The sequence below is a fragment of the Allorhizobium borbori genome (genome assembly GCF_014196535.1).
Classification (GTDB): domain Bacteria; phylum Pseudomonadota; class Alphaproteobacteria; order Rhizobiales; family Rhizobiaceae; genus Ectorhizobium; species Ectorhizobium borbori.
On the sequence record NZ_JACIDU010000008.1, the window covers coordinates 95,291 to 110,776 of the forward strand.

The window sequence follows — 15,486 nt, forward strand, 5'->3', positions numbered from 1 at the left end:
GGGTATCAGCGCTCGCCGCGCCGGTAGGGTTGCATCAGCGCCTGCGGCACACGAGCCCGGCGCGCCATCACGGCCAGCGCCACGATGGAAAGGATATAGGGGATCATCAGGAAGAGCTGATAGGGCACGGCACCGTTCAGCGCGGTTTGCAGGCGAAGCTGGAAACCGTCGAAGAAGGCAAAGAGCAGCGCGCCGAGAAGCGCCCGCCCCGGCCGCCACGAGGCGAAGACGACGAGCGCGATGCAGATCCAGCCGCGCCCCTGCACCATGGTGGGGAAGAAGCTGTTGAAGGCCGAGAGCGTGAGGAACGCACCGCCCACGCCCATCAGTGCCGAACCGGCGATCACCGCGCCATAACGCACCGCCATGGGGTTGATACCCTGCGCCTCCGCCGCATGCGGATTTTCACCGGCCATGCGGATGGCAAGGCCAAGTGGCGTGCGGAAGATGACATAAGCGAGGATGAGCGCGATCAGAATCGCCAGATAGGTCGGCGGCGTCTGGGTGAAGAAAGCCGGACCAAAGAAGGGCAGATCGGACAGGCCGGGGATGGCGATGGGCTGGAACGGCTCCACCGTTGGCGGCGTGCCGGCCACGGGCACCATCAGGCGGAAAACATAATAACTGAAACTCGAAGCAAACAGCGTGACGCCGAGACCCGACACATGCTGCGAAAGCCCGAGCGTGACAGTGAGCACCGCATGCAGGAAACCGAAGACGCCGCCCGCCACCGCTGCTACCAGAATCCCGGTCCACAGATCGGCACCATTATAGACGGCCAGCCAGCCGATCATCGCGCCGAAGGTCATGATACCCTCGATCCCGAGGTTCAATACGCCGGAGCGTTCGCACAACAGCGCGCCGAGCGTGCCGAGAATAAGCGGCGTGGCAATGCGCAGCACGGCCGCCCACAGGCCGGCGGAAGCGAGAATATCCATCAACGCGCTCATCGGCTTATCCTGTATTGGGTGAAGAACACGGCGATCAGCATCGAGATCAAAGACAGCGCGACCGTGACATCAGCGATATAGGTGGGAATTCCCATGCTGCGGCTCATGCCGTCAGCACCGACGAACATGATGGCGGTGAAGAGCGCGGCAAGCACCACGCCAAGCGGATTGAGGTTGGCGAGCATGGCCACCACGATGCCGGAGTAGCCGTAGCCGGGCGATAGGTCCGTGGTGACATAACCCTTGACGCCCATCACTTCGATGGCGCCGGCCAGACCGGCGAGACCGCCAGACATCATGGCGACGATGACCAGCGTGCGCGCCAGAGGCACGCCGGCAAAGCCGGCCCCTGCCGGATTGAGCCCCGCCGCCCGCGATTGCAGGCCGAACACCGTGCGCGACTGAACGAAATGAACGACAAGGGCAAGGACGACAGCAATCGCCAGCCCTATATGAAGCCTTGAGCGCGCCAGAAGCTTCGGCAGGCGCGCTGCATCAGCCACAGCTTCGGATTGCGGCCAGCCAAAGGCGGTCGGGTCCTTGAGAACGCCGTCAATCAACATGGAAACGAAGAGGATGGCGACGAAGTTCAGAAGTAGCGTCGTCACCACTTCATCGACCGAGAAGCGCAGGCGAAGCCAGAGCGGAAAGAGCAGCAGAACCATGCCGGCGATGGCGCCGACCACAAAAAGAATCGGGATCTGGAGAAGTGAGGGAAGCCCGCCGAAAAGATGCGCAGATGCCGCTGCAACCGCAATCGCCCCGAAATAGAACTGGCCTTCCGCGCCGATATTCCAGAGCCGTGCGCGAAAGGCGATGGCCGCGGCAAGTCCGGTCAGCATCAATGGAGCCGCACGCGTCAGCGTTTCGGTCGTGGAAAGCCGCGAGCCGAAGGCACCGGTCAGGATTTTCCAATAGGCGGTCAGGACCGGCGCACCGGCAAAGGCGATCAGCACGCCCGCCACGGCCAGTGCCGCGATGACGGCGATGACCGGGGTGGCGATAACCAGCGCCGCCGGGCGGTGTTCGCGTCGTTCAAACCGCATGGGCCACCTGTTCCTTTTCCCACTCGCCGGCCATCATCAGGCCAAGCCGGCGCGCATCGACGTCCTCTGCCTTCACCGGCGGCGAAAGCCTGCCGCCAACGATCGCCTGAATGCGGTCGGCGAGCGCCATCACCTCTTCCAGGTCTTCCGAAATCAGGAGAACGGCGGTTCCGGCGCGGCGCGCTTCCAGAATGCGCTCGTGAACCGCGGCGACCGCCCCTTCGTCCAGCCCGCGCGCCGGCTGGGCGGCGAGCAGGATGCGCGGTCGCTCGATAAGGTTCCGGCCGAGAATGAGTTTTTGCATGTTACCACCGGACAGAAGCCGAATGCGGCTCACCGGCGTGCCGCCGCGCACGTCGAAGCCTTCGATGATCTTCTTCGCGAAGGCGATGCCCGCCCTGCGATCCACGAGGCCGTGGCGGGAAAAGCGCTGGATGCGTTCCAGAACGGCGTTTTCCCAGATGGCCATCTCGCCGATGGCCCCTTCTCGATTGCGATCTTCGGGAATGCGTCCGATGCCCGCCTCAACCGCCTCCGCCACCGTGAGATCACCAATGCCGTGCCCATACAAAACCAGATCGCCGGCGCTGCGCTGCGCCGTTCCGCTCAGAAGCTGGGCGAGCACCGTCTGGCCATTGCCGGAAACGCCGATAATGCCCAGCACCTCGCCGGCGCGCAGGTGGAAATCCACCGCTTTCAGCCGGTCAACGCCATCCTGGCGAACGGTCACGCCAACGGCTTCCAGCACGGTTTCGCCGGGCGTAGCGGCATCGCGCACCGGGCGGTGCACGGCGCGACCGACCATGAGTTCGGCAAGCTCCGCCTTGCTGGTGTCTGCCGCCTTGCGTTCGGCCACCAGCTTGCCGCCGCGCAGCACGACGATGCGGTCGGCGGTCGCCATCACCTCGTCCAGCTTGTGGGAAATGAAGATCAGCGAAAGCCCCTGCCGCGCCATGTCCTTCAGCGTCGAGAACAGCTTTTCCGCCTCGATATTGGTCAGCACCGCGGTCGGCTCATCGAGAACGAGAATACGGGCGTCGTTATAAAGCGCCTTGAGGATTTCAACGCGCTGCTGCTCGCCGACCGAGAGATCGCCAAGGCGCGCATCCGGGTCGACCCTCAGGCCGAAGCGCCCGGAAATGGCCATCAGTTTCTTACGCGCGGCGGATACGTTCGAAGCCAGCGACCACAGGCTTTCCGTGCCGGTCATGACATTTTCGAGCACGGTCAGGTTCGGGGCCAGCGAGAAATGCTGGTGCACCATGCCGATGCCGGCGCGGATCGCCGCACGCGGCTTGCCGGGCGGCAGGTCCTCACCCATCACCGACACCTTGCCGGTATCGGGCACGTAATGGCCGAAGAGAATGCTCATCAGCGTCGTCTTGCCCGCGCCGTTTTCGCCAAGCAACGCCACGATCTCGCCCTTGGCAAGCGAGAGCGAGATATTGTCGTTGGCGAGGTTGGTGCCGAAACGCTTGCTGACGCCCGAGATTTCGAGAACGGCTTCGCTCATGGTTCAAGCCCCGCGATGGGAAAGGGATGTTGCCAACGCTCCTCGCTTTCGAGGTAACGGGCTAGATGAAGAAGAAGCGCCTCGCAGCCCATAGGCGCAACAAGCTGCACGGGCAGCGGCAAACCGGCACGATCGGCTCCGAACGGAAGCGTCAGCGCCGGAAAGCCGGAGATATTTGCAAGGGCTGCGAGCGGCGCAAAGGCCACCATGCGCGCGAAATGAAGATCGGTATCGGCGTGATCGGTGGGGAAGGAGCCGACAGGCTTCGGCGCATCCGACAGCATCGGCGTGACGAGGCAGTCGATCCCTTCGAACAACCGCCAGAGATCGCGGGAGACAAAGACCATGGCGTTCATCAGCCGCCAGACCTCGGTGCCGCGCAAAGTTTGACCGCGCGCCAGCACCGCCTGCGTCATTGGTTCGGTACCGGAAAAATCGGCGGACAACCGTTCGGCGGTCTCGGCCAGATTGATGGCGACGACATCGGCAAAAGCGCGATTGCTGGCCTGCACCATCTGTTCCACGTCGGCAAAGTGGATCGGATGCAGGCTATGGCCGGCAGCCTCCAGCGAACGGGCCGCCGCCTCCACGGCTTCAAGACGAGCCGGCTCGGTGGCGCCCGCTTCGAGCAGAACGCCGATCCGCAAGCCACCACCCGGAACCGGTTCCGGAGCCGGCGGCGGGAACGGACCGCGCGCATTGCCTGACAGGGCCGCGAAGGCCCGCTCCGCATCGCGCACCGAGCGACAGACCGCCAGTTCGGTGGCGATACCGCCGAGATGATTACCGAAACCGGGGCCACCCGGCATCGCGCCGCGACCGGGCTTCAGGCCGACGAGGCCGCAGCAGGCGGCGGGCACTCGGATCGAACCGCCGGCATCGGTGGCATGGGCAATGGAAACAATCCCCGCGGCAACGGCAGCCGCCGCACCGCCGGAGGAACCACCGGAACTGAGCGCGGGATCGAGCGGGTTACGGGACATCGGCCCGATGGCCGGTTCGCTGGCCAGCGAAAGGCCGAATTCCGGGCTGGTCGTCAACCCGAACAGACAGAAACCAGCGGCACGAAACCGGGCGGCCAGATCGGAATCGGCCATACCTCCGCGACGCGGCAGCATTTTCGAGCCCGCGCTGACGGGAAAGCCTTCGAACGGCCCACCCAGATCCTTGGCAAGCGTTGGCACACCGCCAAAAGGCAGCGCCTTGCGTTCGGCTGGCAGGGCGTCAAAGGCCTCTGCTGACTGGCGTCCCTTTTGCGGATCGCTCCAGGCGATGGCGCCGAGCGCGGCAAAGCGCCCGGCAGCGGCAAGCGATGCTTCCATAACCTCCGCCGCCGTCAACCGGCCGGCGAAAATGGTTTCGGCAAGCGCGGTTGCGTCGAGACGCATCACACGCTTACTTCGGCTCGCTCATATCCTGCGGCACGGTGAAGGTGCCCGCCTTGATCTCGGCGCGCTTGGCCTCCATCGCGGCGATCACGTCTGCCGGGGCGGCATCCTTGACGTAGGCGATATCCGAGCCGCCTTCCTTGAGCAGGCCATAGGCCGTGTAATCGCGACCGACCGGCTTGCCAGCGGCGACATCGGCAAGGGCTGCGTTGAGGATCGGGCGGAAGCCCCAGAGCGCGTTGGCGAACACGGTCTGCGGATAGCGCGGCGTATAATCGATCAGCGAGCCGACCGCCTTGATGCCGCGTTCCTTGGCGGCATCGGCCGTGCCAATACGTTCGCCGAACAAAATGTCCGCACCGGCGTCGATCTGGGCCAGACCGGCCTCACGAGCCTTCGGCGGATCGAAGAAGGTGCCGATGAAGGTTACGAGATGCTTTGCGTTCGGGTTCACGGCCTTGACGCCAGCGGCGAAGGCGTTGATGAGCTGGTTGACTTCGGGGATCGGCATGGCGCCAACAGAGCCGACGACGTTCGACTTGGTCATCTTGCCCGCCAGCATGCCGGCGAGGTAGGCGCCGTCCTGGTTCCAGGTGCCAAACACACCGAAATTGTCACCCGCTTCCTTGCCACTAGAGCCGAGAACGAAGGCGGTTTCCGGGTAATCGGCCGCCACTTCGCGCGCCTGCTTTTCAACGGCGTAGGCTTCGCCGATAATGAGCTTGGCGCCCTGTTCGGCATATTCGCGCATGGCGCGGGGATAATCGGTGCCGGAAACACCCTCCGAGAAGACATATTCGATCACGCCTTCCTTTGCGGCATCCTGCAGCGCCTTATGCAGAACGGAGTTCCACGCGTTCTCCACCGGGGAACCGTGGATACCGGCAACCTTGACCGGCCCGGCAGCACGAACCGCGGGCGCAAATGCACTGGCGCCAAGGGCAAGGCCCGTTGCCAGCACTGCGCGGCGGGAAAGAAGAATGTCTTTGGTCATACGGAGTTCCCCTTGTGATAAAATTTTACCATTTGGTTCATTTTTAGGCGGCGCATAAAAATGTGTCAAGCGCGCCTCAACGACAAATCACGGACAAGAACTGCTATTTTTTTGCCGGATTGCGGGCGCCAATCCAGCCATTTGCCATAATGCGAAGAAAACGAAAACGGAATGAAACCCGCAAGTCGTTGACTGCCCCCAATTATCTGCGCCAATCAGCCGTGAACGACCCAGCCAACATCGGCGATGGCTGCACTGCATTTTCGCAATTGCAGCATAAATCTTCGTTTGACATTCGTTTTGCATTCGATTTAGATGCTCAAGGCTTTCAAAAAGGCACTAAAAAGAGCGCCAACGCAGCCACGGGGAGGATGCATGTCAGGCGAGACGATTCACGATCTCTTCGTGATTGGGGGCGGCATCAATGGTTGCGGCATTGCCCGCGATGCGATTGGCCGCGGCTATTCCGTTGCGCTGGCCGAGATGAACGATTTTGCCTCCGGCACCTCATCCGCCGCGACCAAGCTGATCCATGGCGGCCTGCGTTATCTCGAGCATTATGAGTTTCGCCTGGTCCGGGAAGCCCTCATGGAGCGGGAAGTGCTCTGGTCGATGGCGCCGCACATCATCTGGCCCATGCGTTTTGTCCTGCCGTTCCAGAAAGGCGGCGTGCGCCCGGCCTGGCTGGTGAGGCTCGGGCTGTTTCTTTACGATCATCTTGGTGGCCGCAAGCTTCTGCCCCCCACCCGCAGCCTTGACCTTCGGCATGATCCGGCCGGCAAGCCACTGAAGCCATTGTTTGCCCGCGCCTTCGAATATTCCGACGGATGGGTGGATGACGCCCGCCTCGTCGTGCTCAACGCCCGCGACGCGGCCAACCGTGGCGCCCTGATCCTCAACCGCACGCAGGTCATTTCGGCCCGGCGCGACGATGGGCTGTGGCTCATCAGAACCCGGTCATCCTCCGGCGATGTTTCGGATCACCGCGCGCGGATGCTGGTCAACGCGGCAGGCCCTTGGGTGGATAACGTCATTTCCGGCGTACTGGGACGCAACAACGTGCATAATGTGCGGCTCGTGCAGGGCAGCCACATCGTGGTGAAGCGGAAGTTTGCCGATCCCCGCGCCTATTTCTTCCAGAACCCGGATGGCCGCATCATCTTCGCCATTCCCTATGAGCGCGATTTCACGCTGATCGGCACCACGGACCGCGATTACACCGGCGATCCGCGCACCGTCGAAATCACCGGTGACGAAATGACATATCTGTGCAAGGCTGCCAGCGAGTATTTCGCGGAGCCGGTCCGGCCGGAAGACATCGTCTGGACCTATTCGGGCGTGCGCCCCCTGTTCGATGACGGAGCGTCGAAGGCGCAGGAGGCAACCCGCGATTACGTGCTGAAAACGGAGGGTGATGCCGGTCAGGCGCCGCTACTCAACGTTTTCGGCGGCAAACTGACCACCTATCGGCGCCTGGCCGAGCATGCGCTGGAAAAGATCGGCGAGGCGCTCGGCTCGAAGGGTCGCCCCTGGACGGCAGGTTCGCACCTGCCCGGTGGCGATTTCCCGACGGGAGCCTATGACGACGAGGTCAGGGTTCTCATTGCGCACTATCCGTTCCTGAACCGCCGCCACGCCGAAAGGCTGATCCGCTGTTACGGGACGGATGCGAAGACCCTTCTGGGCGAGGCAACGGACGAGGCCGGGCTCGGAAGACATTTCGGCGGCACGCTTTTCGAGGCGGAAGTGCGCTGGCTGATGGAGCATGAGTGGGCCCGAACGGCCCAGGACATATTGTGGCGTCGCACCAAGCAGGGCCTGTTCCTGACGCGGGAGGAAGCGGCGGCACTGGAGGAATATCTGGAGGGTGTCGGCGAACGCTTGAAGGCGGGCTGACCATCATCCCGAAGGCTGGAGGAGGCTTTGGGTTACAATGCTTGAATTGCGGAACGTCTCGAAGACGGTGGGTGGCGCGTGCCACATCCACCCGACGAACCTGACGCTGGAGCGCGGCAGTCTCAACGTCCTTCTGGGACCGACACTGTCCGGCAAGACATCGCTGATGAGACTGATGGCGGGGCTCGATCGCCCGAGCGAGGGCACGATCCTGTTCGACGGCGAGGACGTGACCGGCTGGCCGGTGCAGAAGCGCAACATCGCCATGGTCTACCAGCAGTTCATCAACTATCCGGCGCTGACCGTTTACGAGAACATCGCCTCGCCGATGCGCATTGCCGGCAAGGATCAGGAAACGATCGACCGTGAAGTCCGCAAGGCCGCCGATCTGCTGCGGCTGACGCCCTATCTCGACCGTACGCCGCTCAACCTCTCCGGCGGTCAGCAGCAGCGCACGGCGCTGGCCCGCGCCATCGTCAAGAAGGCCACTGTGGTCCTCCTCGATGAACCGCTCGCCAATCTCGATTACAAACTGCGCGAGGAACTGCGCGAGGAACTGCCCCGCCTCTTCGCCGAGACCGGAACGATCTTCGTTTACGCCACGACGGAACCCTCCGAGGCGCTGCTTCTCGGTGGTTCCACGGCAACCCTCAGCGAAGGCCGCGTCACCCAGTTCGGCAGGACGATCGACGTCTATCGTCATCCCGTCGACATCCTCACCGCCCGCACCTTTGCCGATCCGCCGCTCAACACCATCGACGTGGTGAAGACGGACGGACGGTTCCTGCGGGCCGAACAGCCGGTGATCCCCGTCCCCTCGCATCTCTCCACCGTGCCGGATGGGCCACTGACCATCGCCTTCCAGCCGCATCATCTCTATCCGGGCCAGACAGGCCACCTCGCCGAACATATCCGGGCGCGCACGATGATCTCGGAAATCGCCGGTTCGGAAAGCTTCGTGCATGTGGATTTCTCCGGCCAGCGCTGGGTGATGCTGGCCCAGGGTATTCACGATATCGAACCCGACCGCGAGATCGACCTCTATCTCGACACCCGCCATCTGATGGCGTTCGACGGCGCGGGCCGCGCCATCGGCGAAACCGCCTTCGGCAGGGCGTGAGGAGAAGGACCATGGCACGCATCACGCTCGACCACATCCGCCACGCCTATAACGCCAGGGCTCAAGCAGCCGGCGATTATGCGCTGAAGGAGGTTCACCATGAATGGGAAGACGGCGGTGCCTATGCGCTGCTCGGTCCTTCCGGCTGCGGCAAGACCACACTTCTCAACATCATTTCCGGCCTCATCCGCCCCTCGGAAGGGCGCATCCTCTTCGACGGAAGCGATGTGACGGATCTGGCCACGGAAGACCGCAACATCGCGCAGGTCTTCCAGTTCCCGGTCGTCTACGACACGATGACGGTCTACGACAATCTCGCTTTTCCGTTGCGCAACCGACAGGTGCCGGAAGCAACCGTTGATCAGCGCGTGCGCGAAATTCTCGAAATGACGGATCTCGCCGGCATGGCGAAGCGCCGGGCCCGTGGCCTCACCGCCGACCAGAAGCAGAAGATTTCGCTGGCCCGCGGGCTGGTGCGCGGCGATGTCAACGCCATCCTGTTCGACGAGCCGCTGACGGTGATTGATCCGCACATGAAATGGGTGCTTCGCTCGCAACTGAAGCGCCTGCACCGTCAGTCGGGCTTCACCATGGTCTATGTTACCCATGACCAGACGGAAGCGCTGACCTTCGCCGACAAGGTGGTGGTGATGTATGACGGCCAGATCGTGCAGATCGGCACGCCTGCAGAACTGTTCGAGCGGCCGAGCCACACCTTTGTCGGTTATTTCATCGGCTCGCCGGGCATGAACGTCATGCCGGCTGAAATCACCGGCGCGACCGCCATGGTCGGCGGTATGGCCGTGCCTTTGTCCGGTGCCCCGCATCTTGCCGCCCAGAGCCGCATCGAACTCGGAATCCGCCCGGAGTTCATCAAGCTGGAGCGCGGCGGGCTGCCGGTCTCGATCGAGAAGGTCGAGGATATCGGCCGTCAGAAGATCGTCCGCGCCCGATTTGCCGGGCAGAAGCTCGCCATCGTCGTGCCGGAAGACGAGGCCATCCCGGCAGAGGCCGGCGTGCGGTTCGACCCTTCCGCCATAGGTGTCTATGCCGATAGCTGGCGCGTGGAGATGGAGGCGTGAACATGGAAAAGACCTGGAACAACAAGGCCTGGTTCATGGTACTGCCGGTTCTGGTGCTGGTGGCTTTCTCGGCAGTCATTCCGCTGATGACGGTGGTGAACTATTCGGTTCAGGATACGTTCGGCAACAACCAGTTCTTCTGGGCGGGAACGGAATGGTTCGAGCAGATCCTGACCTCCGACCGCTTCTGGGATGCGCTCGGCCGCAATCTTCTGTTCTCCGGCATCATTCTCGCCATCGAAATTCCGCTCGGCATCTTCATCGCACTGAAAATGCCGAAATCGGGCATCGGCGTACCGATCTGCCTCGTCACCATGGCCTTGCCGCTTCTCGTTCCATGGAACGTGGTCGGCACCATCTGGCAGGTATTCGGGCGCAGCGATATCGGCCTTCTCGGCTATGTCGCCAACCAGATCGGCCTCGATTACAACTATGTCAACGATCCCTTCGACGCCTGGGTCACCGTTATCGTCATGGATGTCTGGCACTGGACGAGCCTCGTCGTGCTGCTCTGCTACGCCAGCCTTGTCTCCATCCCGGATGCCTATTATCAGGCGGCCCGCATCGATGGCGCCTCGCGCTTCGCCGTGTTCCGCTACATCCAGTTGCCGAAGATGAAACGCGTGCTGCTCATCGCCTTCCTGCTGCGCTTCATGGACAGTTTCATGATCTATACCGAACCCTTCGTCGTCACCGGCGGCGGTCCGGGCAACTCGACCACCTTCCTGTCCATCGACCTCGTGAAGATGGCACTGGGCCAGTTCGACCTCGGTCCCGCCGCCGCCATGTCGCTCATCTACTTCCTCATCATCCTGCTCATGTCCTGGGTGTTCTACACCGTCATGACCAGCCACGACGCGGAGACCTGAGCCATGAGCACCTCCAACGCAACCGCCCTCGGCATGAAGAGAAACGACATGAACGGCAGCAAGGCCGCACACGGCACAGAACGGGCACGCCCGCTTTCAAGGTCGCGCCGTCACCACGGCCCGTCGCGCTTTTCCTGGCTGGTTCCGACCATTTATATCCTGCTGCTGATGGTGCCGATCTACTGGCTCGTGAACATGAGCTTCAAGACAAATGCGGAAATCGTCTCTTCCATGACGCTTTTCCCGCGAAACCCGACGCTCGATAATTACCGGACGATCTTCACCGACAGTTCCTGGTATTCGGGCTATATCAACTCGATCCTCTATGTCGTCATGAACATGGTGATCTCGGTGGCGGTGGCGCTGCCTGCGGCCTATGCCTTCTCGCGCTACCGGTTCCTCGGCGACAAGCACCTGTTCTTCTGGCTGCTGACCAACCGCATGGCCCCGCCCGCCGTCTTCGCCCTGCCCTTCTTTCAGCTCTATTCAGCCTTCGGCCTTATCGATACGCACATCGCCGTGGCGCTGGCGCACTGCCTTTTCAATGTGCCGCTGGCGGTGTGGATTCTCGAAGGCTTCATGTCGGGCGTGCCGAAGGAAATCGACGAAACCGCCTATATCGACGGCTATTCCTTCCCGAAATTCTTCGTGAAGATCTTCACCCCCCTCATCGCCTCCGGTATCGGCGTCGCCTGCTTCTTCTGCTTCATGTTCTCGTGGGTGGAGCTTCTGATCGCCCGCACGCTGACCACGACCGACGCCAAGCCGATTGCCGCCACGATGACCCGAACGGTTTCTGCTGCCGGCATGGACTGGGGCCTGCTCGCCGCCGCCGGCGTGCTGACGCTGATCCCCGGCGCGCTCGTCATCTGGTTCGTCCGCAACTACATCGCCAAGGGCTTTGCCCTCGGGAGGGTTTGATCCATGTCTTTTCTGCCCGATTTTTCCTGGATGGCCTGGACCTGGCAAACGGCCGTGTTCTTCGTCGCCATCGCCGTCATCATCGCCGGCATGGGCCTGTGGGAATATCTCGTGCCCGGCGGCGCGCCGCGCTTCGGCATCCTGCACTTCGAAACCACGCGCGGCGACCGGCTTTTCATCTCGCTGCTGGGCAGCGCCTTCATCAATCTCGCATGGCTCGGGCTGGTTGGCCCGAACCTGTGGTGGGCTCTCGCCCTTTCCGCGGTCTACGTTATCGGCGTGTTCCGTCTGGTCTAGGGCAAGACGACGAAAGGATGCGGGGAGGAGATCCGCATTCTCTGAGACTTCAGGCAATCGCAACATTTGGGAGGACAAAATGCGACGGCATCTGATGACAACGACGGCAGCCATGCTGCTGGCAATGACGGGTTCGGCCTTTGCCGGCATGGACGAGGCCAAACAGTTCCTCGACAAGGAAATCGGCGATCTTTCGTCGCTGTCCCGTGCCGAGCAGGAAAAGGAACTGGAATGGTTCGTGAATGCCGCCAAGCCCTTTGCCGGGATGGAAATCAAGGTGGTTTCGGAATCGCTGACCACCCACGAATATGAGTCCAAGGTGCTGGCGCCCGCCTTTTCCGCCATCACCGGTATCAAGGTGACGCACGACCTCATCCAGGAAGGGGATGTGGTCGAAAAGATCCAGACGCAGATGCAGACCGGCCAGAACCTCTATGATGGCTGGGTCAACGACAGCGATCTTATCGGCACCCATTGGCGCTACAAGCAGGTGCGCAACCTGACGGATTTCATGGCCAACGAGGGCAAGGACGTCACCAATCCAGGCCTCGACCTCAAGGACTTCATCGGCTCGTCCTTCACCACCGCGCCGGACAAGAAGCTCTACCAGTTGCCCGATCAGCAATTCGCCAACCTCTACTGGTTCCGGTACGACTGGTTCAACGACGAGAAGAACAAGGCCGACTTCAAGGCCAAATACGGCTACGAACTCGGCGTGCCGGTCAACTGGTCGGCCTATGAGGACATCGCCGAATTCTTCACCGGCCGCGAAGCCGACGGCAAGAAGATCTTCGGCCACATGGACTACGGCAAGAAGGACCCCTCGCTGGGATGGCGCTTTACCGATGCCTGGCTTTCCATGGCCGGCAACGGGGACAAGGGCCTGCCAAACGGCCTGCCGGTCGATGAATGGGGCATCAAGGTCAACGAGAAGTCCCAACCGGTCGGCTCGTGTGTTGCTCGTGGCGGCGACACCAACGGCCCTGCCGCCGTCTACTCCATCGAGAAATACCTTGAGTGGTTGAAGAAATATGCCCCGCCGGAAGCCCAGGGCATGACCTTCTCCGAATCCGGCCCGGTTCCCTCGCAGGGCAATATCGCCCAGCAGATCTTCTGGTACACGGCGTTTACCGCCGATATGGCCAAGCCCGGCCTGCCCGTGGTGGACGCGGACGGTTCGCCGAAATGGCGCGTCGCCCCCTCGCCGCACGGCGTCTACTGGAAGGACGGCATGAAGCTCGGTTATCAGGACGTGGGTTCCTGGACGCTGATGACATCGACGCCGGAAAAGAACGCCAAGGCTGCGTGGCTTTACGCGCAGTTCGTAACGTCCAAGACCGTCGATGTGAAGAAGAGCCATGTCGGCCTCACCTTCATTCGTGACACGACAATCCACCACAAGAGCTTCACCGATCGCGCGCCGAAGCTTGGTGGTCTGGTCGAGTTCTACCGTTCTCCGGCCCGTGTGCAGTGGTCACCGACCGGCACCAACGTTCCGGACTATCCGAAACTCGCTCAGCTCTGGTGGCAGGCGATCGGCGACGCATCTTCGGGTGCCAAAACCGCGCAGGCGGCAATGGACTCGCTGTGCGCCGAACAGGAAAAGGTCATGTCGCGTCTTGAACGCGCCGGCGTGCAGGGCGAATTCGGCCCGAAGCTCGCGGAAGAGCATGATCTCGCCTACTGGAACAAGGATGCCGTTTCGAAGGGCAACCTGGCGCCGCAGTTAAAGATCGCCAACGAAAAGGAAAAGCCGGTCACCGTCAATTACGACGAACTGGTCAAGAGCTGGCAGAAGTAAGGCCGACATGTAAAAACGACCGGGGCGGTTCGCCGCCCCGGTTTCAGGCATGGAGCAAGGAGTTCGGTTCATGAGCGGTTACATTCTGGCGATAGATCAGGGCACGACATCCACGCGCTCAATGATCTTCGATCGGGACATGCGGGTCGTTGGTCTGGGCCAGCGCGAGTTTCCGCAGCATTTTCCGGCCTCCGGCTGGGTCGAACACGAACCTGAAGACATATGGCAGAGCGTGCTTGAAACCATCCGGCTGGCGCTGGCCGATGCCGGGCTTTCAGCCGCTGCGATTTCCGCCATCGGCATCACCAACCAGCGGGAAACGACCGTGGTCTGGGACCGGAAAACCGGCGTGGCACTGCATCGCGCCGTCGTGTGGCAGGACCGGCGCGGCACGCCGATCTGCGAGTTCCTGAAGCAGCGGGGGCTGGAACCGCTGTTTTCCGAGCGCACCGGCCTGCTGCTCGACCCCTATTTCTCCGGCACGAAACTCGCCTGGATTCTTGATCATGTCGAGGGGCTGAGAGACCGCGCCGAACGCGGCGAAATCTGTTTCGGCACCATCGACAGCTTTCTGATCTATCGGCTGACGGGCCACCGCCGGCATGTGACCGATGCCACGAACGCCTCGCGCACGCTGATCTATGACATCGAACGCAATGTCTGGGATGACGAGTTACTGTCGATCCTCGACATCCCCCGCGCCATGCTGCCGGAGGTTCTCGATTGCGCCGCCGATTTCGGCGTGACGGATTCCGCTCTGTTCGGGGCAGAAATCCCGATCCTCGGCGTAGCAGGCGATCAGCAGGCCGCTGTCATCGGCAATGCCTGCTTCGAACCCGGCATGATGAAGTCCACCTACGGCACCGGCTGTTTTGCGCTGCTGAACACCGGCACCGAACGCGTAACCTCCTCGAACCGGCTGCTCACCACCATCGCCTACCGGCTGGATGGCGTCACGACCTATGCGCTGGAAGGTTCGATCTTCATTGCCGGTGCTGCCGTGCAATGGTTGCGCGATGAACTCGGCTTCATCAAGGTCGCCTCCGAAGTCAGCGCGTTGGCGCAACAGGCCGACCCCAACCAGCGCGTCTACCTCGTGCCCGCCTTCACCGGCCTCGGTGCGCCCTATTGGGATGCGGAAGCGCGCGGAGCGATCTTCGGCCTGACCCGCGGAACAGGCCCGGCAGAATTTGCCCGCGCCGCACTGGAAAGCGTGGCCTACCAGACCTTTGACCTGCTGGAAGCGATGCGCCACGACTGGGCGGGCGACACCGGTCAGGACAAGGGCCAGACGGTTCTGCGTGTCGATGGCGGCATGGTTGCCTCCGACTGGACCATGCAGCGCCTCGCCGACATTCTGGCGGCCCCGGTGGATCGCCCCGTCTTCCTCGAAACCACCATTCTGGGTGCCGCATGGCTTGCTGCGTCGCGCGCGAAAATCTGGCCAGACCGCGCTGGCTTCGCCGCCCGCTGGCACCGCGACCGCCGTTTCGAGCCGGGGATGGATGATGCGGCACGCGAAACGGCCATCGATGGCTGGCGCGACAGCGTCCGACGCTGCCTGACCCGCGCCTAGAGTATTCCGGTAACTACAGGATCACCGGACATG

The 15,486-nt window shown here is 62.4% G+C and carries 13 protein-coding genes; 8 read left to right on the forward strand and 5 right to left on the reverse strand.

Annotated elements, in window-relative coordinates:
• Positions 1-5 precede the first annotated feature (5 nt).
• Genes GGQ66_RS11330 through GGQ66_RS11350 form a run of 5 tightly spaced genes read right to left on the reverse strand, consistent with a single transcriptional unit; the run spans position 6 to position 5,891 of the window.
• Positions 6-950 (reverse strand): ABC transporter permease, encoded by a 945-nt coding sequence (locus GGQ66_RS11330; RefSeq protein WP_183792536.1) that lies wholly within the window; start codon positions 948-950, stop codon positions 6-8.
• On the reverse strand, positions 947-1,996 hold the full coding sequence (locus GGQ66_RS11335; protein WP_183792539.1) for an ABC transporter permease: 1,050 nt from the start codon (positions 1,994-1,996) through the stop codon (positions 947-949). Before GGQ66_RS11335 ends, GGQ66_RS11330 begins: the two co-directional genes overlap by 4 nt.
• A complete protein-coding gene (locus tag GGQ66_RS11340; protein WP_183792541.1) occupies positions 1,986-3,509 on the reverse strand; it encodes an ABC transporter ATP-binding protein in 1,524 nt (507 codons plus the stop codon). Before GGQ66_RS11340 ends, GGQ66_RS11335 begins: the two co-directional genes overlap by 11 nt.
• The gene (locus GGQ66_RS11345; RefSeq protein WP_183792542.1) at positions 3,506-4,897 is read right to left on the reverse strand and encodes an amidase; all 1,392 of its coding nucleotides are present in this window, start codon (positions 4,895-4,897) and stop codon (positions 3,506-3,508) included. The genes GGQ66_RS11340 and GGQ66_RS11345 overlap by 4 nt, the downstream gene beginning before the upstream one ends.
• Before the next feature lie 7 nt (positions 4,898-4,904).
• Positions 4,905-5,891 carry a BMP family protein gene (locus tag GGQ66_RS11350; protein ID WP_183792543.1) on the reverse strand — a complete coding sequence of 329 codons (987 nt, stop codon included), beginning with the start codon at positions 5,889-5,891 and terminating at the stop codon, positions 4,905-4,907.
• Positions 5,892-6,266: 375 nt separating this feature from the next.
• On the opposite strand from GGQ66_RS11350, the gene GGQ66_RS11355 reads away from it, so the two are divergent.
• The 8 genes from GGQ66_RS11355 to glpK all read left to right on the forward strand — a co-directional run bounded on the left by GGQ66_RS11355 (position 6,267) and on the right by glpK (position 15,453).
• Entirely contained in the window at positions 6,267-7,787 is a 1,521-nt protein-coding gene (locus tag GGQ66_RS11355; RefSeq protein ID WP_183792544.1) for a glycerol-3-phosphate dehydrogenase, read from the forward strand.
• Positions 7,788-7,824: 37 nt separating this feature from the next.
• On the forward strand, positions 7,825-8,907 hold the full coding sequence (locus GGQ66_RS11360; protein ID WP_183792545.1) for an ABC transporter ATP-binding protein: 1,083 nt from the start codon (positions 7,825-7,827) through the stop codon (positions 8,905-8,907).
• Positions 8,908-8,918: 11 nt separating this feature from the next.
• Positions 8,919-9,989 carry an ABC transporter ATP-binding protein gene (locus tag GGQ66_RS11365; protein WP_183792546.1) on the forward strand — a complete coding sequence of 357 codons (1,071 nt, stop codon included), beginning with the start codon at positions 8,919-8,921 and terminating at the stop codon, positions 9,987-9,989.
• 2 nt (positions 9,990-9,991) lie between these two features.
• The gene (locus GGQ66_RS11370) at positions 9,992-10,858 is read left to right on the forward strand and encodes a carbohydrate ABC transporter permease (protein WP_183792547.1); all 867 of its coding nucleotides are present in this window, start codon (positions 9,992-9,994) and stop codon (positions 10,856-10,858) included.
• A gap of 48 nt (positions 10,859-10,906) precedes the next feature.
• Positions 10,907-11,779, forward strand: coding sequence for a carbohydrate ABC transporter permease (locus GGQ66_RS11375; protein ID WP_370686338.1), 873 nt, complete (start codon positions 10,907-10,909; stop codon positions 11,777-11,779).
• 3 nt (positions 11,780-11,782) lie between these two features.
• Positions 11,783-12,076: a DUF2160 domain-containing protein gene (locus GGQ66_RS11380; protein WP_183792549.1), complete on the forward strand. Its 294-nt coding sequence runs from the start codon at positions 11,783-11,785 to the stop codon at positions 12,074-12,076.
• 79 nt (positions 12,077-12,155) lie between these two features.
• Entirely contained in the window at positions 12,156-13,877 is a 1,722-nt protein-coding gene (locus GGQ66_RS11385; protein WP_183792550.1) for an ABC transporter substrate-binding protein, read from the forward strand.
• A gap of 70 nt (positions 13,878-13,947) precedes the next feature.
• The gene (gene glpK / locus GGQ66_RS11390; RefSeq protein ID WP_183792552.1) at positions 13,948-15,453 is read left to right on the forward strand and encodes a glycerol kinase GlpK; all 1,506 of its coding nucleotides are present in this window, start codon (positions 13,948-13,950) and stop codon (positions 15,451-15,453) included.
• Positions 15,454-15,486 lie beyond the last annotated feature (33 nt).

Coding starts and splice junctions, on each gene's coding strand:
- GGQ66_RS11330 (WP_183792536.1), bottom strand. CDS start 950: ATGAGCGCGTTGATGGATATTCTCGCTTCCGCCGGCCTGTGGGCGGCC.
- GGQ66_RS11335 (WP_183792539.1), bottom strand. CDS start 1,996: ATGCGGTTTGAACGACGCGAACACCGCCCGGCGGCGCTGGTTATCGCC.
- GGQ66_RS11340 (WP_183792541.1), bottom strand. CDS start 3,509: ATGAGCGAAGCCGTTCTCGAAATCTCGGGCGTCAGCAAGCGTTTCGGC.
- GGQ66_RS11345 (WP_183792542.1), bottom strand. CDS start 4,897: ATGCGTCTCGACGCAACCGCGCTTGCCGAAACCATTTTCGCCGGCCGG.
- GGQ66_RS11350 (WP_183792543.1), bottom strand. CDS start 5,891: ATGACCAAAGACATTCTTCTTTCCCGCCGCGCAGTGCTGGCAACGGGC.
- GGQ66_RS11355 (WP_183792544.1), top strand. CDS start 6,267: ATGTCAGGCGAGACGATTCACGATCTCTTCGTGATTGGGGGCGGCATC.
- GGQ66_RS11360 (WP_183792545.1), top strand. CDS start 7,825: ATGCTTGAATTGCGGAACGTCTCGAAGACGGTGGGTGGCGCGTGCCAC.
- GGQ66_RS11365 (WP_183792546.1), top strand. CDS start 8,919: ATGGCACGCATCACGCTCGACCACATCCGCCACGCCTATAACGCCAGG.
- GGQ66_RS11370 (WP_183792547.1), top strand. CDS start 9,992: ATGGAAAAGACCTGGAACAACAAGGCCTGGTTCATGGTACTGCCGGTT.
- GGQ66_RS11375 (WP_370686338.1), top strand. CDS start 10,907: ATGAACGGCAGCAAGGCCGCACACGGCACAGAACGGGCACGCCCGCTT.
- GGQ66_RS11380 (WP_183792549.1), top strand. CDS start 11,783: ATGTCTTTTCTGCCCGATTTTTCCTGGATGGCCTGGACCTGGCAAACG.
- GGQ66_RS11385 (WP_183792550.1), top strand. CDS start 12,156: ATGCGACGGCATCTGATGACAACGACGGCAGCCATGCTGCTGGCAATG.
- glpK (WP_183792552.1), top strand. CDS start 13,948: ATGAGCGGTTACATTCTGGCGATAGATCAGGGCACGACATCCACGCGC.